This window comes from Halobacillus litoralis, assembly GCF_020171725.1.
GTDB classification, from domain to species: Bacteria; Bacillota; Bacilli; order Bacillales; family Halobacillaceae; genus Halobacillus; species Halobacillus litoralis_F.
Genome location: NZ_JAIVAJ010000008.1, coordinates 114,082 through 136,135, shown reverse-complemented (window position 1 = coordinate 136,135; position 22,054 = coordinate 114,082). Strand labels below are relative to the sequence as shown.

The 22,054-nt window shown below is 44.0% G+C and carries 18 protein-coding genes; 14 read left to right on the top strand and 4 right to left on the bottom strand.

The genetic code is table 11. From position 1 onward, the window contains the following. Positions 1–111 precede the first annotated feature (111 nt). Entirely contained in the window at positions 112–1,116 is a 1,005-nt protein-coding gene (locus tag LCM20_RS16715) for a hypothetical protein (protein ID WP_225196639.1), read from the top strand. Between the two features lie 60 nt (positions 1,117–1,176). Beyond that, on the top strand, positions 1,177–2,514 hold the full coding sequence (locus LCM20_RS16710; RefSeq protein WP_225196638.1) for a M20/M25/M40 family metallo-hydrolase: 1,338 nt from the start codon (positions 1,177–1,179) through the stop codon (positions 2,512–2,514). A gap of 108 nt (positions 2,515–2,622) precedes the next feature. On the opposite strand, the gene LCM20_RS16705 is transcribed toward LCM20_RS16710, so the two are convergent. Beyond that, positions 2,623–3,042 (bottom strand): VOC family protein, encoded by a 420-nt coding sequence (locus tag LCM20_RS16705; protein ID WP_225196637.1) that lies wholly within the window; start codon positions 3,040–3,042, stop codon positions 2,623–2,625. 296 nt (positions 3,043–3,338) lie between these two features. Here LCM20_RS16705 and LCM20_RS16700 point away from each other — a divergent pair, with 296 nt between their 5' ends. The 6 genes from LCM20_RS16700 (at position 3,339) to LCM20_RS16675 (ending at position 13,607) form a co-directional block, all read left to right on the top strand. Continuing rightward, positions 3,339–4,577: a PucR family transcriptional regulator gene (locus tag LCM20_RS16700; protein WP_225196636.1), complete on the top strand. Its 1,239-nt coding sequence runs from the start codon at positions 3,339–3,341 to the stop codon at positions 4,575–4,577. A 120-nt stretch (positions 4,578–4,697) separates the two neighbouring features. Next, entirely contained in the window at positions 4,698–5,825 is a 1,128-nt protein-coding gene (gene ald / locus LCM20_RS16695) for an alanine dehydrogenase (RefSeq protein ID WP_225196635.1), read from the top strand. 323 nt (positions 5,826–6,148) lie between these two features. Then, positions 6,149–7,333, top strand: coding sequence for a dicarboxylate/amino acid:cation symporter (locus LCM20_RS16690; RefSeq protein ID WP_225196634.1), 1,185 nt, complete (start codon positions 6,149–6,151; stop codon positions 7,331–7,333). Between the two features lie 477 nt (positions 7,334–7,810). Then, positions 7,811–10,153 (top strand): hypothetical protein, encoded by a 2,343-nt coding sequence (locus tag LCM20_RS16685; protein ID WP_225196633.1) that lies wholly within the window; start codon positions 7,811–7,813, stop codon positions 10,151–10,153. Between the two features lie 55 nt (positions 10,154–10,208). After that, on the top strand, positions 10,209–12,338 hold the full coding sequence (locus LCM20_RS16680; RefSeq protein ID WP_225196632.1) for a hypothetical protein: 2,130 nt from the start codon (positions 10,209–10,211) through the stop codon (positions 12,336–12,338). A 78-nt stretch (positions 12,339–12,416) separates the two neighbouring features. Further along, on the top strand, positions 12,417–13,607 hold the full coding sequence (locus LCM20_RS16675; protein WP_225196631.1) for an S-layer homology domain-containing protein: 1,191 nt from the start codon (positions 12,417–12,419) through the stop codon (positions 13,605–13,607). A gap of 159 nt (positions 13,608–13,766) precedes the next feature. Here the strand turns inward: LCM20_RS16675 and LCM20_RS16670 are convergent, their stop codons facing one another. Then, positions 13,767–14,195: a hypothetical protein gene (locus tag LCM20_RS16670; protein WP_225196630.1), complete on the bottom strand. Its 429-nt coding sequence runs from the start codon at positions 14,193–14,195 to the stop codon at positions 13,767–13,769. A gap of 517 nt (positions 14,196–14,712) precedes the next feature. Between LCM20_RS16670 and LCM20_RS16665 the strand changes: the two genes are divergently transcribed. After that, a complete protein-coding gene (locus tag LCM20_RS16665) occupies positions 14,713–15,117 on the top strand; it encodes a hypothetical protein (RefSeq protein WP_225196629.1) in 405 nt (134 codons plus the stop codon). A gap of 234 nt (positions 15,118–15,351) precedes the next feature. Here LCM20_RS16665 and LCM20_RS16660 read toward each other — a convergent pair whose 3' ends face one another. Beyond that, on the bottom strand, positions 15,352–16,053 hold the full coding sequence (locus LCM20_RS16660) for an MBL fold metallo-hydrolase (protein ID WP_225196628.1): 702 nt from the start codon (positions 16,051–16,053) through the stop codon (positions 15,352–15,354). Positions 16,054–16,252: 199 nt separating this feature from the next. On the opposite strand from LCM20_RS16660, the gene LCM20_RS16655 reads away from it, so the two are divergent. The 3 genes from LCM20_RS16655 (at position 16,253) to LCM20_RS16645 (ending at position 17,594) form a co-directional block, all read left to right on the top strand. Continuing rightward, complete coding sequence (locus LCM20_RS16655; protein ID WP_225196627.1) at positions 16,253–16,924, top strand: permease; 672 nt, start codon at positions 16,253–16,255, stop codon at positions 16,922–16,924. 144 nt (positions 16,925–17,068) lie between these two features. Then, entirely contained in the window at positions 17,069–17,251 is a 183-nt protein-coding gene (locus tag LCM20_RS16650) for a hypothetical protein (RefSeq protein ID WP_225196626.1), read from the top strand. Between the two features lie 67 nt (positions 17,252–17,318). Further along, on the top strand, positions 17,319–17,594 hold the full coding sequence (locus LCM20_RS16645; RefSeq protein WP_225196625.1) for a hypothetical protein: 276 nt from the start codon (positions 17,319–17,321) through the stop codon (positions 17,592–17,594). Between the two features lie 65 nt (positions 17,595–17,659). Here LCM20_RS16645 and LCM20_RS16640 read toward each other — a convergent pair whose 3' ends face one another. After that, complete coding sequence (locus LCM20_RS16640; RefSeq protein ID WP_225196624.1) at positions 17,660–20,062, bottom strand: S-layer homology domain-containing protein; 2,403 nt, start codon at positions 20,060–20,062, stop codon at positions 17,660–17,662. Between the two features lie 193 nt (positions 20,063–20,255). Here LCM20_RS16640 and LCM20_RS16635 point away from each other — a divergent pair, with 193 nt between their 5' ends. Together LCM20_RS16635 and LCM20_RS16630 are read left to right on the top strand one after the other, a co-directional pair. Continuing rightward, positions 20,256–20,846, top strand: a complete 591-nt coding sequence (locus LCM20_RS16635) for a copper resistance protein CopC (protein WP_225196623.1) — start codon at positions 20,256–20,258, stop codon at positions 20,844–20,846. Between the two features lie 11 nt (positions 20,847–20,857). After that, a complete protein-coding gene (locus tag LCM20_RS16630) occupies positions 20,858–21,913 on the top strand; it encodes a copper resistance D family protein (protein ID WP_225196622.1) in 1,056 nt (351 codons plus the stop codon). The last annotated feature ends 141 nt before the right edge of the window (positions 21,914–22,054 follow it).

Below are 22,054 nucleotides of genomic sequence, written 5' to 3'. Positions count from 1 at the left end.
CTAATCTTATACAAGATAGATTCCCTTTTCTTTTTGTATCCAGCCAGAACTGATCTCAGGGCTTGCTCTAGTCTTGAAGGTATAATTGATAATGTGAAAGGAGTGAATGAGTTGAGCTTACGAGATATGACATTGGATGAACTGATGGACGAAGAAGAACGGCTGCAGGAACTTATCGAGGTGGACGGCTATGGGTATAGCTCACTGATTTCGGTCTATGAGGCGATGATTAAGCGTTATAGAAAAGAAAAAGAGCGGGAAGCGGTCGCTTTTGTACAGAGGAAGGTGGTCAAGAATCTCGTCAATTATGGAGCATACCTGAAGATGGGTGATGTGAAGCGTACGAGAGATGCGATTGACTCTTTAAAAAAAGCCATCTCATTACATAACTGCCTTCCGATTGCTCATTATCGTCTCGGGTTTCTTTATTCCCGTCATCAAGAGTATGCAGCGTCGTCTTCTCATTTTGAAAAAGCTATTCAGTTGCAGGATATCGCCGAGGAGGCTTATCGCTTGGACGAGAGGCAGCTGTATTACGCACACTTATATGCGATCAATAGTTCCCTTCACCAAGCCTATGAAATCTATAAAAAAATGGACCTCCTAGGTCTGGAGGGTCGTTATGATCCCCTTGGTTTTGAAGGTTTATCTGATTTGTATGGCCGCTTGTTAGAGTCCGACAATTACTTAGAAGCCCGTGCCTTTGTCAAAGTGACCAATGATGGGGAAGGGTACTGTTCGAAAAAAGAGTGTGAAGCCATCGTGGAAAGCCCGGATCCGTCCCAAGTGATTTTGTTTTTCAACGATCGTGAAATTGAGTTGTTTCATGGATACCGAAGCACTAATCTTACGTACACTCAGGCAGATGTGTTGAGAGACCTTGTCTTACATTCTGCTAAGGAACCTTTTGACGGGTGGCGCTTATCTAAAATAAGAGGACGGGTGGACCGCTCTCCGATTAACACGGTTGCTCAAACGATATCTCGTTTGAGACGTCAACTCGCGGAAGTGGGGTTAGACGAAGCGATTCAATATAAGAATCAGAAGTACGTCTTCGAACCTAGCTATGTATATACTGTGCTTTACCGTCATGATGATCGTGCATCTATTCAATGACAGGTCGGTCATCGCCCTTTTCATATAATTGGATTATACCAATAAGGGAGATGATGGCACATGAAAACATGGAATCAATTATTCATCAGACAGGGATTCGAAATGGTTGAAGTGAAGGATCGGGTATTTGACGAATCAGGTGAATCAGAGGATAATCTTTCATTCTTATATGAGTGTTTAGACCGCGTCGGCGTTGACTATTCCCGTGCAGGAGGAATGGTCACCATTCTGGATCAGGCTGTTGAAGAGGCAATTTGGTTGGAGGCTGTGGATGTCCCTGGACGTGGTCGAACGGAATCGATTGGATCAGCGTTGATCATCCGTCAGTTCGATACGTATATCAGTGGTCTGGTCAAAGAATTCAACCGTCTGGGACTGAAGACGATCATTAGCTGCGATGGGCACAGACGCAGGAGACCGCATATTGGGTTTGTAGATGAAGAAACGGCTGAAATGGCAGAAAGCCTGCTGCGTACGGTGGGGATGGTAAAGGTCACCCAGCATAGAAGAAATGTTCGGATTCATGTAGAGCAAAAGGAACTGCTGGACATTTGTGAATCTCTTCATACTTTGAAAGCGACGGACTTGGAAAAGGGTGAGGCATGGATACAGCGTGTGCAGTTTGAACAACGGTTGGAGCGGTTACTTCAGATTGATGGAGTCAGCGGGAGCGAAGAATCCATCCGTTCTTTTGTAAAAGAGGAACTCGAGCCTTGGGTGGATCAAATGAAAGTGGACCACTACGGAAACTTAATTTGTAGAAAAGCGTTTAGAAGAGGGAGTGGACCAACCATTCTCTTGAGCGCTCACCTAGATACTGCTAAAGAGTTTTGCGAAGATCGTAGAATTCTCAAAGATGGGTCAACATGGCGTTCTAGTGAAGGCATTCTTGGAGCTGATGACCGCGCGGGGATTGCGGTGCTAGTAGAAACGATCAAGCGCCTTCATGCAACGGACTTCAACGGAACAGTGAAGGTGATTTGTTCAGTTGAGGAGGAAGTGGGACTTCAGGGAGCGAAGCGTGTGGATGAGTCGTTTCTGTGGGATGTGGATGCAGCATTCGTTCTTGACCGGAGAGGAAACCGTGACATTGTGACTTCTTGTGGAGGTTATGAGCCATTTTGTGACGAAGCCTTCGGTGAATGGGTGGAACAGACAGCGCTGGCGTATAGTCATGATGACTGGGCTTGTACGGATGGTGGCAGCAGTGATGCGAGAGTATGGGCTTCCAATAGTATCCAGACGGTGAATGTATCTGTCGGGTATCAGATGGAGCATACGGATGATGAGCGACTTGATGTGGATGCCTGCTATGAAACGGTGAGAGTCATGGAAGGTGTGTTCGCTGAAGCGAGAAGCTTAGGCAGAGCACTGCGTGGGAGTAGAAGAAGTGGTTAGAAGATTAAAGGAAATGTCCTAAGATATGATTTGATGCCAGCCTTCACTACTATCCTTAAAGGGATGATAGTAGTGAAGGCTGGCTTTTTTGCTTGAAGGACTCATATTTTACGTGTTTCCCTCCTGCATCTCCCTCACAGAATCCGAATGATAACGCGAACCTTCCACTTCATTCACCACACTAAACGGATTACCATCTAAATCATAGAAGTCGAAAAACTTCATCCCGCCAAAATCATCGATTTCCGTCGTTGCGATGCCCTCATCCTTAAACCGTTGATGGGTGCTTTCGATATCATCGACGACGAAGTTGAAATACGAATTCTTCTGCTGGCCTTTGATCGTGAACTCTGTGGGCTGCGGGGTGTCGACTTGGATCAGGGCGAGCTGGGTCGGGCCTTTTTGTAAATAAAAGCCGGCACCGCCTTCCCACCCGCCGATTTTTTTCACATGAAGGTGCTTCTCATACCATGCGGTGGATTTCTCAAGGTCTGTTACTGGAATGAATATACTGCCTACTCTGAACATCGTTCTCCTCCTAGAAATAGCATTCGTCTTTATAACGGATGAAGGCCTCTGAAAGTTACATTTTTATTTAAAAATGAACCATTTCCTCGTTCAAACCGCTCGCTGAAATCTTTTCAGGAGAGATTTCTTTCCTTCTTGAGCATTTCACCCAAAAGACTTATTCAAATAAAAGGTGTTATTCTTGGTCATTTCATCATGAACGGTACTCAACTCTATCCTCGATTCCTATAGCTTTTCCTCCTCTCCCTGTTTTAGAATGAATGCAAGGGAATAAGCAGGAAGCGGGGGAGAATGCCATGGAAATGAAACACGGAAGCCAAGATCCTTTTCAAGGGAAGTTCCAGTCCTTGGAGGAAGTGGCGGACCTGATACGGGAGCGGTTGCACTGCCCTGTCACCATAGAAGATGCGAACCATCGCATTCTGGCGTACAGTACGCATGATGAGGATGTGGATCCTGCGAGGATTGCGACCATCATGCGGAGGAAAGTGCCGGAGAACGTGATCAAGACCCTCTGGAAGAACGGAGTGATCCCGAAGTTGTTCGAAAGCGAGGAGCCCGTTGTGATTCCCGCAATCGAATCCGTCGGTCTCGGGAGGCGTGTGGCGGTTTCTGTGCGGAAGAACAATGAAATCCTTGGATTCATTTGGGCTCAGCTGAACGGAGAAGTGTCGGAAGAGGAGCTGGAATTGTTCAAGAAAGCCGCCAAATTGGTGAAAAACCAGATGCTGCACATGAAGATCAAGCAGCGGACATCAGAAGAGGATCATCGCGAGTTCTTCTGGCAGCTGCTGACGAACCATCTGAAAGACGCAGATGCTATCAAGGCTCAAGCGGAGAAATACAACATCCGTTTGGACGGGCAGCTCGCTGTGGTTGTCTTTGGGTTCGATGAGGAAATCCACCAGTCCTTGGAGCGGCATATCCATTACTATATTGAAGCATCTCGTCAAATCGGCATCGTCTGTAGTGCGATTGACGGCAATCAGTTGATTCTACTCGTCAGGCCCTATCAGACCGAAGCACCTGGTAAAGAAGTGAGCGACTTCGTCCAGCACTTTATGGAGAAAATCAGTGAGCGCGTCAGCGTAGAAGCGCTGCAAGGGGCTGCAGGGAAGCTGTATCATAGTCCCTCCCATATCCATGACAGCTATAAGGAAGCCTTGCACACCTTATCGGTGAAAGAACGTTTTGCAGAAGAAGTGAGCGATATCAACAGTTATCAAGACCTCGGCATTTTCCAGTTCATCGAGGATCTTTATGAAAAGAGGGTGCGTGATCATTATACGAACCAATATATCGAAACGCTGAGAGCCTATGATAAGAAACATCGCTCCGACCTGTTGAGGACGATAAGCGTTTACCTGCGTTCGGACAGTAATGTGAACGAAGCATCGAAAGTGTTGCATGTCCATTCGAACACGTTGAATTACCGGTTGAAACGGATTGCCGACCTGACAGGTTTCAATTTCAAAGACCCAAATCAGAAAGTGACGTTGTACATCGACTTGATGATGGAACGGCTGAAGAAGTGACGTTGTTCGAATGCACAAAAGAAGGTCTCGACTTTCTCATTTTTCAACAATGCATTCCTTCCTTTACCCGACTATAATCGGAGATACAAAATCGATTATAACGAAAAGGGGTTGAGGGTATTGTTCATCGGAATTCCGAAAGAGATCAAAAACAATGAAAATCGTGTCGCTATCACACCAGCAGGGGTACTGAACTTGGTCGAATCCGGCCATCGTGTATTCGTCGAAACGACAGCAGGTGTCGGGAGTGGTTTCGAAGATGAGGACTATCAGGAAGCGGGGGCGACGATTGTCCCGACGGCAGCCGAAGCATGGGATAAAGAAATGGTCATGAAGGTCAAAGAGCCCCTTCCATCCGAATACGGATACTTCCGTGAAGGACTCATCTTATTCACATACCTTCACCTCGCCGCAGAACCGGAGCTGGCACAGGCACTTGTCGAAAAAGGCGTCACTTCGCTTGCTTACGAAACGGTCGAAGCGGATCGTACGTTGCCGCTTCTGACACCGATGAGTGAAGTGGCAGGCCGTATGTCTTCTCAGATCGGTGCGCAGTTCCTCGAGAAATCGAAAGGCGGACTCGGCATTCTGCTCGGCGGCGTGCCAGGCGTGAAACGAGGCAAAGTCACCATCATCGGCGGCGGGATCGTCGGAACGAACGCTGCCAAAATCGCCATGGGACTCGGCGCAGACGTGACGATCATAGACTTGAGCCCTGCACGTCTCCGCCAATTGGATGATATCTTCGGTACAGAGATCAATACGCTCATGTCCAATCCGTTGAACATTGCCCAAGCTGTGAAAGAATCCGACCTTGTCATCGGTGCTGTACTGATTCCAGGAGCGAAAGCACCTAAACTCGTCACAGAGGACATGGTGAAAACGATGAAACCGGGTTCTGTCCTTGTCGATGTAGCGATCGACCAAGGTGGAATCATCGAAACCGTTGACCGGATCACGACGCACGACAACCCTACTTATGTGAAGCATGATGTGGTGCACTATGCCGTAGCCAACATGCCTGGTGCCGTGCCGCGGACATCGACGATCGCTCTGACTAACGTCACGATCCCGTATGCGCTTCAGATTGCCAACAAAGGCGTATCAAAAGCGATGGAAGACAATCCGGCGCTTAAAAAAGGCTTGAACACGGCAAACGGCATGGTCACGTACGAAGCCGTAGCGAAAGACCTCGGCTATGAGTATGTCCCTGCTGATGACGCTCTGCATGCTGTCCTTACAAAGTAAGAGACGAGGTATCTATTTATCGAATCCGCACTGGAAATGGTGCGGATTTTTTTATGGGTGAAGGAATTTATCAATCTACTCCAAATACTAAACAGCACATAGATGTCAGATAGAAAATCAGAAACCATAAGCAACAACTGATGTTCCAATCAATGGTGATAGAGTGTGGGGGAATTGCAATACCAGACATTAGATGTAATCCTTGAAATTACAATATTTTATACTTCACAAACCACCTAAAAAAAGCTATGGTATAAACGATGATTTATTTCAGTATCACTTTAACTCACTAAAATTTCACAACAAGAGAAAGGGAGAGGGAGATGAAAAGAATACCTTTGTTAGTAAGGATTGTTCTAGCGATTGCGTTAGGGATCGTGATAGGGCAGTTTGCACCAGAAATCTTTATTGAAATGGCCGCCATATTTACAGGCTTATTCGGTAACTTTCTGAGCTTTGTCATCCCGTTGATCATTCTTGGCTTCATTGCGCCGGGAATCGCCTCAATGGGTAGAGGAGCAGGAAAGATGCTGGGTCTGACCGCCGGGCTGGCTTATGCTTCTACGGTATTGGCAGGTACGGTGGCGTTCTTCATCGCTAAGAACCTGTATCCATCCTTTTTACAAGGACAAAGTGGAGGATCTTTCGCTAATCCGGAAGAATCCCTGGTGGAAGCTCCATTTACAGTTGAAATGACTCCGATCATGGGCGTAATGGCCGCACTTATCTTATCTTTCTTATTAGGAGTTGGAATGACGGCTGTTAAAGGCGAAGCTTTATTCCACGTCATGGATGAATTCCGATCGATTATCCAAAAGGTAATAGAGAACATCATCATTCCTCTATTGCCGTTTCATATATTCGGAATCTTTGCGAATATGACCTATGCGGGACAAGTAGGTACGATCTTAAGTGTATTCGCCAAAGTGTTCTTGATGATCATCGTGTTGCACTGGCTTTATCTTGTCGCGATGTATGGCATCGCAGGCAGTATGCATGGCCGGAATCCATTTAGCTTATTGAAGCAAATGACCCCTGCCTACTTTACAGCACTTGGGACGCAGTCTTCTGCGGCTACGATTCCCGTTACATTAAAGCATGTGAAGAGAATCGGAGTGCGGGAACGTGTAGCAGACTTTGCTGTGCCGTTACTTGCGAATGTCCATTTAGCAGGAAGTACGATTACCATTACCAGTTGTGCCATGGCGGTCATGTATTTGCAGGGACAAAGCACAACATTTGCAGATGTATTTCCATTCATCCTCATCCTGGGAGTTACCATGATTGCAGCTCCAGGTGTCCCTGGCGGAGCGGTTATGGCAGCGATTGGTCTTCTCGAATCCATGCTAGGGTTCAGTTCGACAATGGTCTCCTTAATGATCGCCCTGTACTTAGCTCAAGACAGCTTCGGTACAGCAACGAACGTTACGGGCGATGGAGCCATTACGACAATGGCTAATAAGCTTATGAGAAAAGATAGACAAGAGGATGCTCCAGTATCTGATTAGAAGGTTGGAAAAGGAAGGCCGCTACCTAGTTAGCGGCTTTTTTTTGTACGGACCATGAGACGTATTATTCCTTACGAGAGCGTGATGAACAGCATATTTGTTTTCCTTCTTCTTTAAAAAAGTGCATGCCCCCACCGTTTTATGAATGTAAAAGATTACGGGTCAGGCATTTTTTTCGATAGATCTAGATGGTCACATACTTCTTGATTTCGTTCGCATTCATCGCTTTTTCTGAGCGACTTGTGATGCTTGGCTAATGTTCGGGCGGTTTCGATGGCCGTCCCTTTGCTCCACGTTGCCAGACCTATTACTAATTATTTTGATGATAATACCTTGATGAAATATACCTATGTCCGATATAAATATTAGGTTATAATTGGTAGGTTAGTAATTTAAAAGAAATGAGCATGATGAGGTGGTTGACAGGTGGAGATGTGTGCCAAGTGCAGTAGTCGGTTGTATTTTGATAGGTGTCTTATGTGTGTTGAAGAAGCGGAAATGAACGGGTTCAAAAAGAGTTTAAGAAAGTACACCGAATTGCATATTGCTATGAGGGCTGTTATTTTGCTTTGTATTTTTATTCCTCTTGCCTATGTACTTAACTTTTTTGCGTTAATTCCAGTTGGTGTTTTCATCTATTACTATTCATCATTATTAACTAAATTGTCCTCCGTTTTGTTCTTGATAGGAATGGCAGTAATGGTCTTTACCGAAAGATCACCTGTATTTCTAATTCTCTTATCTATTTGTTTGGTATTGGTAAGAGTAGGTCTTGCATTTGCTTCCTCGAATAACCATTCTATTTTCAATCAACAATTTATAAAAAGGTTTATTGAACTTAACGAAAATCATTATCAGAAAGACGATTGTAAGCGTTTGGTAAGCAATCTACTTCAAGGTAAGGAAGAAAAGGTCAGGCGCTTTTTGGAATACAATAAGTATAAACCTGAAAGTTTATTGAATGAAGAAGATAATATAACCACTTTGGATTTCGCTATTTATAAAGATAACTCTGTTGTCGTTCATTATCTGGCTTCTTGTGTCGACAAAGACCACTACTTACGAAAATCTATTGATTATGGTTCTGTTAATACGACCGAGGCATTCGTGTTAGAAGGGGCAGAATGGAAGGGTGATGACTTTGAGGATTGGTTTGACTTAGAGAATCAAGCTTTTGTTCGTTCCATTAGATGTAAAAGTAAAACCCCATATACATTGCAACAACTGCATGCAATCATGAAACACGCTGTAAAAGAAGATGATCGTATTGCATTAGAGAGGGTATTAAACTCTATAAAAGAGAACTTCTCCGTAAATATTGATACGTATATCATGGAAGTGTTGGATGATGCTAGACCAGACACTTTACATAAAGTACTTAAAGAAATGAAACCGGAATTTACAGATGCCTATAATCAATTCATTGGTGAGCGGTTTAATAACTACAGCAACGAAAAAAAGATAAAGATACTTGGCTTCTTTAATGTCAGTCTGTTTGATGATCTCTCAGATAACAAATTAATTCAGTTATTGTTGGATGAAAAAAATGACAAGGTTTTGAACGAATTAGGACGAAAAGAGTTTGAGCGTACTTATAGAGGTGATTTCAGTTATGACAATTGGGAAAGAGATTACTTGTTATTAAATCTCATTTCAAGTGGAGATTGGACCTACGAAAAATTATATTCAATCCTTGAAAGTGATTTATTGGATAAAGATCAAGAAGTTTCTGCAATAGTGAAAATATCTATGGACCTCTACGATTTGAAGTTTTCAGAGGAGACATCCAATATTCAAAAACAACCCACTGAAAGATATACCATTGATGAAATAGTAGATGAAATGAAAATAAATGATAGTGGTCGCAGCTTTGCTACTGCAGTAGAACAAATTGAATGTTCAACGTGTAAAGTAAAAGGAACGGTCAAGTGTAGAGAGCCGTATTGCGATACTGGTAAGGTGCGATGTACTACATGTATCGACGGGAAAGTTGCATGTAGAAATTGCCGTGGGACAGGTGAAGAGGAGTCGATATGTACAGAGTGTAGTGACGGGAAAGTTCGTTGCAACTGTCAAACAGAAAAAGTAATCGATTCGAAAAAAGAGTATTGTCGAAAGTGTAAAGGTGATGGGTGTGGGGAGTGCAGTGATAACGGTTGGACTTCAGCCTGGAAGAAGGTCCAAGAGCCGTTCGGAGGTATAGTACGGGAAATTGAATACGAATATAACCATGAATTGGAAAAATTTAAGAAAATTGAATGTTCCGATATTCTAGTTGATTGCCGAGAGGGTTGTGATAATGGCTATTTGTACTGTGCAGGATGCCAGGGTAATCAATATGTTCGAGAAACGTGCAGTGAGTGTATAGGTGAAACGAGGGTGAAATGTCCTGAAGAGTGTGAAGTAGGATTTTTCAATTGCTCTAGCTGTGAGGGGACAGGTTTCATCATGTGTGGTGATTGTAATGGAAAAAGGCATGTCTACGAGGTCACTAAAACTAATGCAACCCCTGTTGTAAGAGAAACCTTAGAAAAAGTCTTTTCGGAGCATTGGATAGAAGATGAGGATTTTATTTTAAGAGATGAAGAGCCACTAGAAACCTTGCAGGGAAGAATTGAATCTGATAGAGAATTGTATTGGATAAATGATGAGATAGATAAGTTGTTAACCACCCACACACATGATGTTGGGGAAGACTTTAGATATCTGGACTCTTGCATTGATATAGATCTTTATGAAGTGCGTGAAATAATTATCGGGGAAAATCAGTACACATTTGTAAATGGAAAACTCAAAAATATATACACTGTACAAACGTAACGAAATATTTTGTCCCAATGTTACCAAAATCAAACGAAATAAGGAGATAGTGATTTTGAAAAAATTCTTGTTTTTAATGGGTATTACTTTAACCGTATTAGGAATACATTCACCTACTTCATATGCACAGCTCAATTGCGGGAAATACGATTGCGAAACGGTGTATGCAAAATTCGAAGCAAAGGTTCCAGGATACGATCACAAAATATCCTTAATCAGCCACAGCTCAAAATGGGATGATGCCGCCGAATTGAAGTTCCTTGCAGTTCAATTATTCGATAATACTTTTGGTGAAGAAATAAGGAGCTTGGATAGGATTATATTAGTAGATGATGACCACCACTTTGGTTCTGCGTTCTATACTTATACTTCTTCTGATAACACATTTAAAGGGGAAATTGTTTTTGAAGAGGCTCAAAGCATTAAATCTTTAAAAGACGAAGTAAGAACGTTAGCACACGAGTACGGACACCATTTTACTCAATACCATTGGTGGAAGAATAATGAATCGATCAGAAACTATGAAAACTTATCTTATAAGAATGCTAGGAATATTGTCGATCCTTTGTTAAGCGATCATTATCAAGATGATCACATGTGGGGGATTCAAGAGATGGCTGCTGAGGATTATGTTCTTTTGTATGGTAGTGAGACAGCTAATAAGAGCGGAAACATTCCTCAAGAGAACCCATACAATCCACTCGCAACCCACGTAAAAGGATTGGATACTTACTTTGAGGGTTTATCTGGGGTTTCTCCGAGGGTTCATTACCAAATACCATCTAATCAAATGGAGATTCAAGTGAAAGAGGTATCGGACTCTCATATAAGAATAGGCTTAAATTCAGGTGTGACCAATCCAGAGATGTCTCGCATGGTTCTAGCTGAAGAAGTATTTCCTTATGATAGAGGACGAGGAACAGTAACTGATCTATCTGTAGTCATGGATGGTGAGAGATATTTCAGCATTGATTATAGGAATAGAGAGATTTTTGAAGACCACCCTGCAGTTCTTGTTGCATATGAATACTTTGAAGGCGTTTGGACAAGCCAGAGAAAAGATATCAATTTAGGTGATATCCTCTCTAAGGCAGGAAAGAACGTACTGCCGAATGATGAGAAGAATACGCTTGAACGAATCTCTTTCTTCCGTTACGGAAAAGAGGATGATACCAAAATTGAAGTGAACCAACTGACATTGGACCTGGGATATGAACCAAGGTTCGAAAAAGAACTCGTTCTTCGCGATGGTAGCAATCCCTACATGAGTTCTAAGCGCAGGGACATTTATACTTATGAGCCTACACTTATAAGGGTTGACCCAGTAACAGACCAAGTCATTCCGCTAAAAGCTGGAGAAGGAAACATGAGATTGAGTCTTAAGGGTTATGTTACAAAATCTATACCATTCACAGTACTACCAGAAGCTCGTTCTATCGAAGGGGTTGATGAAGTTTCTGAAAGTAAAGAGTGGACTATTAAATTGAGTGAAGCCATAAAGCCTAGTTCTGTGAACAAAGAAAACATCTATATACGTAATGGGCATGGATTTATAATCAAATCCACAATTCAACAAGTAAAGCCAAACGTCATCAAAGTAAAAGGTAATGAAGAACAATTAGAAGAAGGTGGAACCTTCGGATTATTTGTAAGGAATTTAGAGGATATGGATGGTCACGCTACCTCTCCTGTAAAGAAAGAGTTCTACATCGATCCAAGTATTGATGAATCAAAGGTCCTCCCTAAAGAAAATTATATTGATGTGATAGAAGGGGACATGACGACAGATGAGGTTAAAGAACTTCTAAGAACAGAACCTTATTACACTTTTGGGGATCGCGAATACATGAATCAAGATTATATGGTTGATAAGATCTTCGGACATCCGGTGGACAACACAGTTTTTATTGACCGGATGAGTATTGAATATACATCTGATGAAGTGATGAGTCTAAGATATTGGGGTGAAAGTAATCAAACGAAAGAAAAGCTCCGACTCACATTCTATCAAGATTTAGTTGATGAATACGGAACTCCAGACGAGTCCTTTGAAGAGGTCGGATACCTTAACCACAATGGAAATGTATTCGTGGATAAATGGAAATTAGACGATAAGACAATTGAATTGACTGTATACGAAGAGGAAGAGAAGAGAGCTTTTAGAATCAGATCATCTTATCAATAGAAGTGATTATTTCGAAAGAATATTTGTTTGAGTGATGTCTGCTTTCTAAAAAGTGTAACTAAGAAGAGGTGTATTATAATGTATCAAGCGAAGATATGGAGAAGATTAATCATTGTGGCTATGCTTGTCGGAACATTAAGCCTAAGTATTGGAGAAGAAAACGTCCATGCGAATATAACATTGGAAGATAAGAGGTATGCTTTGAATGATTTGAGAGTCACCGAGCCGAGTTCGTTTAGTGATATAGCAGATGATTATTGGGCCTCTGATGCAGTTCAGTGGGGGGCACAAAATGGTTTGATTCAAGGTTATGAGAATGGTTTGTTTAAGCCTCATCTGAAGTTGACAGAGGGGCAGTTTGCGGCCATTTTATCCAGGTTCTTCAAGGATTTAGATAAGGTTCAAGTTGATGAAAGAATTTATCCTTATAACTTAGGGCATTGGTCGGATGGTTCATATGTGAATTTAGCGAAGATAGAAGCGCCGTTGATGGGGTATGATAATGAGTTTTATCGAGTAAAACCGGTTCAACGTGGTGTGTTTGCGCAGACGATTGCGTATGTATTCGGACAGAATTATGAATTGGAAGATTCGATTCAGTATTTGTTTGAAAAAGAAATTACACAGGGTGTTAAGGAGTCTGGGAGTATATTGGAACGGTATGGTCACAAGCAGTCCTTGACTCGTGTGCAAGCTGTAGTGTTTTTGTATCGAATGTACAATAATGGTATGAATCGCCTTGGTGAGGAGGCATTGGATAAAACAGAGACGCAGAGGTCCTTAATTGAGAAAGCGAAGCAAGGGCAGGAGAAAGTTGATGGACGTTCCGTTGAAGACCGTCCAGATACGTCGGAAGATGAAACAAAGCAACGCCCTGTGTATGAGGAGCCGAAAGAGAAAGTGAAAGAAGAGTCTTCAGAAATTGTGAATGAGGCGTTAGAAAAGACGAAAGAACATTTTGAGGGCTATGTTGTAGAGCCTTCTGGTAAAGATGGAGCTGAAGTGAAGGTAGATGGGAAAAGTGTGGTAGTGATTAACAAGAAAGAAAATAGAGAAGAAGGACGTACGTTTGGCATGATGTTTTCGCCTTCTTCAGAAGGTAGTGTGAAAGAAGATATATACAAATTCATTTCTAAGGAGTTAGGGGTAAGTGTAAAAGAAGTAGAATATAATGTGAAATCATCGTCTGCTAGAGGAAATGGTGGTTCAGTAGAAGTAGAGGGTGTGGAGTATATCTTCACGGGTATGGCCTATATGATTAAGTACTAAGAGTGATAGGCATGCCCTTGACTACCACGACTCGATCATCGTTGAATATCGGTTTGCAAGCACGGTCTTTAGTTAATTTGTAACCACAAAGGCTCTCTGAAGTAAATAAAAGCCGTTTGACTGGTATCAAACGGCTTTTATAAGATGGGGTTTTTATGGTCAACGTTTCGAGATGAAAATGCCTGAAGCCCTTAATTTACCGGTTCCTGGAATTTTGTATGTTAGAGATTTGCCCTCACTTTGTTCAATTGGAGTATAGTTATTCAATACTGTGCATGTAATTAACCCATTATTCACGTTGATAACTTCCGAAACCATTTGCTTAAACTCTTCGTAATTTACTGCCCCATTAAGCTGGTTGAAACTTTCCCATGCCTCATCTACTGGTAAGTCTTCATTTCTAACAAATTGGGCAATAGCCTCGATTTTGCAATTGCCATCCTCTCTTCCGCTTGTTAGAAGGAAGTAATCTCCTTCTTCTAAACTAGAGTTCTTAGTTGACCAGAAATTGACTTCATCTTCTTTGGAAATATTTTGGCTTTCCAAATTGTCTAACCATCTTTGATCGGCAATCATTAACTTTCCCATTTTATCCACTCCCAGACTAATAATATATGTCCTGCTTATATCCCTTCTCGTCTGTACTTGCAACGCAACGGTTGATGATAAGCGGCTCATGTGTATATTAAAACACAAATAAAACAATGTTGTCAACGTTGTTTTATAAGTCCGTAAAGTTGGGTGAGAGGTTATCAGGAATAAACTATGCTTTTTCATTTCATCATCCTTGACAAATGTTGCTTAAATTTCATAGCAAGTGTAAGGATAATAAGTGTACATCTGCCAGTATGCCTCTTCACGAGGGATGCTTGAGGGTACAGTGATGGACTTTAGGGATTGAGAAGGAGTGTGAAGCTTGTTTTTCATTAAGCCCGCCTGCTTAATGAAAAGTCGTGTTTATCAAAATATCTTCCCGATAGCACCGATACAGCTAAGGATTATTTGTTGTTTTTGTTGTCTTTTTGTTGTGTTTGGATCGTTGATACAGTAATATGAAATACAACACAAAACTTTTTTGTACCATAAAAGGAGGAGAAGATTACTGATGAGACAATTCAAATCGAACGCAGAGGAAATAAAATACTATGTTAAGCAGTTTTTGCAGGATGGAAAAGAAAAGAGTTTGAAGGAAATCAAAGAATACATTCACTCTCAGACAGATACGGAATTCACCCAAGGTAATTTTTCTGGCACAATGCGTGAATTAGTTGAAAGACAAGGCTATACAAATACAAAGAGAGGATACTATAAATTAGGGGATCAGACTTATACTAGCCAAGGTACAAAATCATTGATGGACAATGTTGAGGATGTTATTCATGATACAATCTCCAGATTGGAAGACCTGGCTGGAGAAAAAAATCCACTTTATTTAACTGAAGAGGATTATAAAGATATAAATATCATTAAACAGATAATTCAAGATTTGGAGTCTAGATTAGAAAGCTGAATGATTCGCAAACCCTCTATAGTAAAGTATTTAGAGCATTGTATATATAGTTTCTCTTGCACTCTCATATTTTGAGCGTTTTATAGACTATTTGAAAGTTATCTTACGAAAGAGAAGTGATGTTGGAAAAATCCTTCATCACCCCCTATTTTTCCTCTTTCGCATAACCCTCTTTCTTTCTCTAGATGGTTTTTTCCTTATAAAAGCAAATACTCACAAATGTCCGAGTGTCATTTACTTTTGTGGTGCTTGATTGATGGCCTCCTGCATCTTTGGAACGGGGTTCATCAATAGATCGCCGTGCCCCAGTGCGAGGATGGCAGGTTGATAGTCAGCTAACGTCCGGGCGGTTTCGATGGCTGTTGGCTTGCTCCACGTGGCCAGACCAGGGAAGGGGAAGCGCCAGCGGATGTCTCCGGCGACAGCGAAGCCGCCATGGTTCTGGAAGGCATCTGCTGCGAGTAAGGCGTTGGTCCTGACGTCGATAAACGCCATCATCCCTGGTGTGTGGCCCGGGGCATGTATCGCCTGCAGTGAGCCGATACGATCACCATCCACCAGGACCTCATCAGGACGTGCCTGAATGCCTTTTGGCACGCCTCCTTTGATGGGGGTCTGATCCTCTCCATCTCTCAACGACTTATCTCCTTCCAAGAGCTCCAATTCACGTTTCGGTAAATAAAATGTACTGTCCGGTTGTGCTTCCTTCAGACGGTCGATTCCACCGATATGATCAGTATGAGCATGCGTGACCACGATATTCCGTATCGGCTTTCCGATTTTTTCAGCGGCTTGTAATATAGCCTTCGTGCTGAACGACATGCCCGTGTCGACCACAGTCAGATCGTTTTCTTCCTCCACGATGTAGCAGTTGATCGGGAACCATCCCGGCATGAATGTGACCTGTGTTAAGGTGTCGATCGTCGTAACTCTCATCAAAAAACTCCCTCCTGTAAACGAATACCATTAGCTTCATTATAGATGGGGATTGCGATTTATGCTCAATGTTTTCATAAGTTTTAAAAATTTGGGAATCAATAGTTGAGCAATTGATATAATTTTGAAATAATTGGTATCAGAATGGAAGCCGAATGGAGTTGCTTTGTATCAAGTTAAAAAGCGAAGGGGTGAGGGCATGATCGGAATCAGTATGGCGACGAAGTGGGAATATGAAGCGGCGTTGGAGTACTTCAATGTGAAGGATGACGAACGTTCCAGCTATCCGTATGGCGAGTATTTCATGAGAATGATTCATGATAAAGAGCTTGTTTTGTACAGTACGGGCGTTAGAAAAGTGAATGGTGTCGGTGGGAATCAGTATATGATATCTACGTTCGATTTAACGAAAGTCATCGTTGCGGGAACATGCGCCGGAATCGGTGATCAGTACCGTCCTTTGGATATTTTCGTACCCGATCGAGCCGTTCAGTACGACTGCACCGTAAAGGAGATCGAGCCTTTCATTAAGCAGTCCTTCGTAGTCGACATCGATTTATCCAAATACGGAGACGATTTTCATACCGGAACCATCGGCACTGCTGATAAAGCGGTGGTGATGTGGAAGGACTATTTGGAGCTTCAGGAAAACGGGATCACGATAGCCGATACAGAAGCGGGTGCCATTGCTTATATCTGCGGGAAGAACGATGTGGAGTGCCTGATTATTAAAGGGATATCTGATTTTCCGACAGAGGAAAGTAATTCGGAGCAATTCGTATCGAATGAGGAACAAATGAATGTTTATGTGGGGAACACGCCTAAAGTGATGAAGAGAATCTTTGGTGAGTATGTAGAGCGATTCATTTAAAGATTTTATACATAAGTGGAATGCCGAATGCAGAGACAGATGAGGATTAAATAAATGCCCGTCCCACATCGTTGGTTATGGATACACTGTGCAGGGGAAGGGTTCTCAAGTGGAAGGAGTCATTATATGATTAAGCGTCCGTTCGTGAATTTTTTGTTGTCTTTTCTATTACTATTAAGCGCAGCGCATGACATAGACCGAATCGTTACAGACGAGGGCTGGCTATGGCTGAATATAGTGTTCTTAACAAGCTCGATGCTAGCTGCTGCATACTTCTTCTGGTCGGGTATCGTAACGAAGAAGAATTTTAATCGTCATACTCAATAGACGATGTTTACAGCCTTTCTGTAATGTATGCAAATACTGAAAATGACGGTTGGGAAGGGGCTCGAAAATGATTTTTAAGGTGGCACTTCTAGCTGCTCTACTTTTTCAAATCGTTTATTTACTGCTGAAAATTAATACCTGTAAACAAAAAAGATATTATATACCTGCTTTACTAGTAAGTCTTATTACCATCTGGTTGATCTATAAGACTTATACGATGAGTGGATTCGGAGCTATAAATTCAGCTGTTTTTTCTGGTTTTGGTCTACTTGTTTCATTGATTTTTACAAAGTATCCTCCTTTTTCAAAAGGGGAAAATGGATGCTTTTTTAATAGTGCCTGACTCCAACCTCTTTATCACTGTAAGGATTGGAGTTCAGGCATTTTGTAGGGTGAAACCTCCGTCAGCTATCGCCCGATTTCATTCTTCAACTTAAACGTCACCCGTTCGCTCTCATTTCCAACATAATCCTCATGGTAAAGTTCCACCGAAATCGGACCACTCTTCAGCTGAGTCACTCTACCTAAACGCACCTCAAATGTTCCATCCTCATCTACAGAACGATAGTCCACAGAGGTAATCACGTCCTCACCGTCCGACATTTTATATCCGACGTCCGAGCCAGGAGTGCCTGTCCCAAAAATCACCGGATCCCACCGGCGTTCTTCCGTTATATCAAGCAGCTTCGTAATCTTGGGCTTTGATGGTGGTGTCACATCTTTCCGCACCTTGTCGGAAAATCGCTTCACGTTTCCGGAAGAATCCTCAAAGGTCACGTCCACCTCAATCGTCCCCTCCTCAAACCGACTCAGGTCAATCGTCCGCTCGAGTGATTTCTCATCTGCACTTTCAAACGTCTCTGTCATCTCCATACTGTCCTGAACAAATGAAATCGTCACCGTCGCATACGGGTCAATAAATGTCTCATACGGATAATGCTCTTCATTCTGTTTGTTCACCGAAGCGTTTGGCCAATAACTTGTACGCAACTCCGTCTCTTTCACAAGTTCCACCGACGCCTCTTCGACCACATTCCAGTCCTCATCAAGTGTCTCAACCGTGAACGAATGTGTCCCTTCACTCAGCTCCGTCAAATCATGCTCGAACGAAAACCGACCGTTTGCGCCAACATAACCATCCGCACGAACATATTCCCCAACAGCCTTCCCATCAATACGGGACAATCGGACCTTATAGCCAGGCGTCCCCATTCCTTTGAAAAAGTAGTGGTACTCGTTCTGATTGTTGATGTACCCCTCATTTTCCATTCGAAACGGCTGCTCTGCCTGGGAACCCGCTGCATCATCAGGGCGGAATCCCACATCCAGATTACGCGCCATGAAAGCCGCGAACTCCTGTCGAGTGATCGACTGATCCGGTCGGAATGTATGGTCTGGATAGCCGACTGTAATCCCGTTGGCGGCAAGAGCGGTCACGAACGGATAGGCACGGTGATCCGACGGCACATCCGAGAAGGTTTGATCATACGTACCCGCAATCCCGTATGCATTCGCCAGTATTTTTGCCATATCGGAACGCTTAAGCTGACCCGCAGGGGCGAATCGCCCATCTCCAAGGCCATCGATAATCCCTTGCTGCTTCGCAAGAGCTACTGCTTCATAGCCTGGCGCCCCTTTTTGTAAATCTGTGAACTCAGGGTCCTCCACGTTCGTGGCGTCCATTCCTTTTTCGCGCATTATCATCCGTACCGCATCAATCCGCTTAATGGGTTGCTGCGGCGCAAATTTCACTGGCGTAAAGCCGTTGATGATCTCATTTTTCTTCAAATACTGGATTTCCTCTTCAAACCGGACGAGATCCTGAAAGCCAAGTCCGACATTGGTTTTCTTAAATTGAAGCGTCTCGTGCATAAAGCCGTAGTCTACGTAATAGAGATCCAAGTCACTATCTAAATAATGGTTAAAAGAAGCCGTCAGATCCTGTATTTGCGACAGTGTCTCACGATCATAGATGCCTGCTTCTGTCACTATAAACCGATCGCGGAATTGCAGCACCTGTTCTTCCAATACGCCTTTCACGTTCGACAAATCACCCGCATCGATCAGATAGTTCCCATAAGCAATCGTGTCCCCATCCAAATATAAATCACCTGACCCTTGAAAACCTTCAAAGTCACGCATTGTACCGACTCGTTCCAGCGTATCCAAATCAAACATGTAGACGACGGGCGAGTGATGACGAAGGTCGGTTTCGGCCATATAAATAAAGCCCCGCTCTTCATCGATTTCGAGCGCCGGACGGGAGATATGGTACCAACTCTCTTCGAATATCGTAAGCTCACCTGACCCCGTATCATGATAACGTAGCCGCGGTACGACATGACCCTGCTTCGTTCTTTCATGGCTGGCCATGTACAAACGGTCATCGACAAAAGCGATTTCCCCCGCATTCGGCGTGGAGAGATAGTGGTCGATGACATCGATGTCTTGTCTCATCCCCGGGTCATAGACAACAACAGAATGGCCGTTCGCCACATAAACAAGTCCTTTATGTACGAGCAAATCTGTGGGTTTGTAACCCGTCCCTCTGTCCACATTAGAAAAATTGTGAAGGTCGAGCACCTCCATCGTCTCCGCATCCAGTGTCGCTAGCACATTCGCCCGGTCATAGTCGCGATCACTCCTAGCCGTCAATGCAGCAAATACCAGTTCACGTTCCTCATCATACGTCCAATCGACAAACTTATATCCTGATAACACTTTTGAAGATTTCTCCGCACTCACGGGCTGAGAAGACAGTACAATCCCCAACAACATTCCAATCAACACAAAGAACATAACCTTTCTCAAACATTCGTCCTCCCTATTTTGTACAATAAAACAAGTGTAAAGGGAATCTAGGACTATTGGTATAGTGGACTAATGTTAACAGGACCATGAAATGGAAGGACAGCTCTCGCTGTCGAAAAAATCCCCCATCCATTATAATAAGGGGGAATTACATCAACCTATAAGATTGTACAAAACAAGGAGTGTTTTTTTCATGAAAAAAATGATAACAGCATGGATGCTGGTCCTGACTTTACTCGTACCTGCCCATGCGTTTGCCCATACAGGAAAGGAAGAAGCCGATCCGTCTGAAGGTTCCGTCGTAACGGAGTCGATCAACGAAGTGACGGTCCTGTTCACGACACCGATTTCAGAAGGGAGTACCGTGACGCTGACGACAGCGGATGGCGCAGAGCTTCCGCTGCAGGACGTGGTGGTCGACGGAGATACGATGATCATCAATACCGTCGAGCCGCTCCCGAATGGAACGATCAACGTCGACTGGGCAATTGTCGGGGAGGATGGCCACCCGATCGAGGATGGCTATTCGTTCGAAGTGGACGCCCCTGTCCAGGAAGCACCAACTTCTGAAGAAGAAGGACAAGCTGAAGCGGAGGAAGAGCCTGCCGATATGGAGAATACACCGGAAAGCGAGACAGAGAGTGCCTCTGAAACGGCATCTGATGAGTCCAGCGATGATTCGAACCAGCTGAGAAACTCGCTTCTGATCGCCGGTATTGCAGCGCTGCTTCTGCTCGTGGGAGTGGTCGTGCTCTTCATGAGAAAGCCGAACCGTAACGAATGATGGCCCTCCTCATGGTGACGGAGGCTCTGATTTATGTTTGTTTCGCCGTCCTGATGGGGCACAGCATTCTCGGACTCGTGCCAGCGGACAGGCGTCCGGCGTTCCGTGTCCCGAACGGCCTGCTGCTTGCGAGTGCGCTCGGCATCGGAATCCTGAGCTTCGGACCCGTACTCAGGATCCTGCTTTTCTTTTCACAGAATGGAAACTTCCCGTTCGCGAACGTCGTCCTCGACTCGAGACCCGGGATGGTGTGGCTGATCACCTTCGTGGCGTCAGTTCTGTACGTCGTGTTCCTCGCGATGAGCGAAGGCGACTCGTCGAAGCGCACATCGATCCTGTCGCTTGCAGGCGTCGTCATCCTCATCGTGATGACGAGCTTCTCCGGACACGTCGCGAGCACCGCACCTGTCATCGGCGTCATCGCTCAATCCATGCACATCACTTCGATGGCAGCATGGGCGGGCATCCTGCTGATTATGGCATGGTTCGCCCGCAATAAAGCGAACTGGAGCGCCTTTCTCAGCTGGTACACGCCCTTTTCAATCGGCAGCATGATCCTCCTGACAGCCGCGGGACTCATCCTGATGCAGTACACCGTCCCGGAATATTGGAATTCCTGGCTGCTTCCGTACGGAGAAGCCCTGCTGCTCAAGCATTTACTATACGCCGGAGTGCTCACCATCGCCGCAGTCAACGCCTTTCTTTTGAAAAAAGGGATGTTCCCCAGCTGGTTGCGGGCTGAGAGTATCGTAATCGGACTCATCTTCCTCGTCACTGGGTTTATGGGGCAGTCGTCACCGCCTCTGGACGTCAGCGAGACGGTCCAATCCCAAGGCGTATCGCCCTTATTCTCCGCCCTCTACCAAGGCATCTGGCAGCCTGCCATGTCGGTGCAGGTCGAGCTCACGACCTCATCACTCTTCTGGCTCGGCATCACCGCCGTGCTCGCCATCTGTCAGTATCTCGTGCTGAGAGAGAGGAAGTCCGCATTCCTGTATGCACTGCTTGTCTGTGGCATCGTGCTGTCGTTGTTTATGACGATCATGCTTGCGATTGTTCCATCATAGAAAGAAGAGCCTGAGTACTATCGTTGTGATAGGGCTCAGGCTCTTTTTGTTTTCGAAAAAGAAGGAGGATGACCTGTGGGCGTCAAAGTAGTAAAGAAATGTTAAAGAGGAGGCCGTATCGTGTCTATGATGCTTTCCTTG

Coding starts and splice junctions, on each gene's coding strand:
- LCM20_RS16710 (WP_225196638.1), top strand. CDS start 1,177: ATGAAAACATGGAATCAATTATTCATCAGACAGGGATTCGAAATGGTT.
- LCM20_RS16635 (WP_225196623.1), top strand. CDS start 20,256: ATGAAAAAAATGATAACAGCATGGATGCTGGTCCTGACTTTACTCGTA.
- LCM20_RS16705 (WP_225196637.1), bottom strand. CDS start 3,042: ATGTTCAGAGTAGGCAGTATATTCATTCCAGTAACAGACCTTGAGAAA.
- LCM20_RS16630 (WP_225196622.1), top strand. CDS start 20,858: ATGGTGACGGAGGCTCTGATTTATGTTTGTTTCGCCGTCCTGATGGGG.
- LCM20_RS16645 (WP_225196625.1), top strand. CDS start 17,319: ATGATTTTTAAGGTGGCACTTCTAGCTGCTCTACTTTTTCAAATCGTT.
- LCM20_RS16685 (WP_225196633.1), top strand. CDS start 7,811: ATGTGTGTTGAAGAAGCGGAAATGAACGGGTTCAAAAAGAGTTTAAGA.
- LCM20_RS16675 (WP_225196631.1), top strand. CDS start 12,417: ATGTATCAAGCGAAGATATGGAGAAGATTAATCATTGTGGCTATGCTT.
- LCM20_RS16655 (WP_225196627.1), top strand. CDS start 16,253: ATGATCGGAATCAGTATGGCGACGAAGTGGGAATATGAAGCGGCGTTG.
- LCM20_RS16700 (WP_225196636.1), top strand. CDS start 3,339: ATGGAAATGAAACACGGAAGCCAAGATCCTTTTCAAGGGAAGTTCCAG.
- LCM20_RS16660 (WP_225196628.1), bottom strand. CDS start 16,053: ATGAGAGTTACGACGATCGACACCTTAACACAGGTCACATTCATGCCG.
- LCM20_RS16665 (WP_225196629.1), top strand. CDS start 14,713: ATGAGACAATTCAAATCGAACGCAGAGGAAATAAAATACTATGTTAAG.
- LCM20_RS16670 (WP_225196630.1), bottom strand. CDS start 14,195: ATGGGAAAGTTAATGATTGCCGATCAAAGATGGTTAGACAATTTGGAA.
- LCM20_RS16690 (WP_225196634.1), top strand. CDS start 6,149: ATGAAAAGAATACCTTTGTTAGTAAGGATTGTTCTAGCGATTGCGTTA.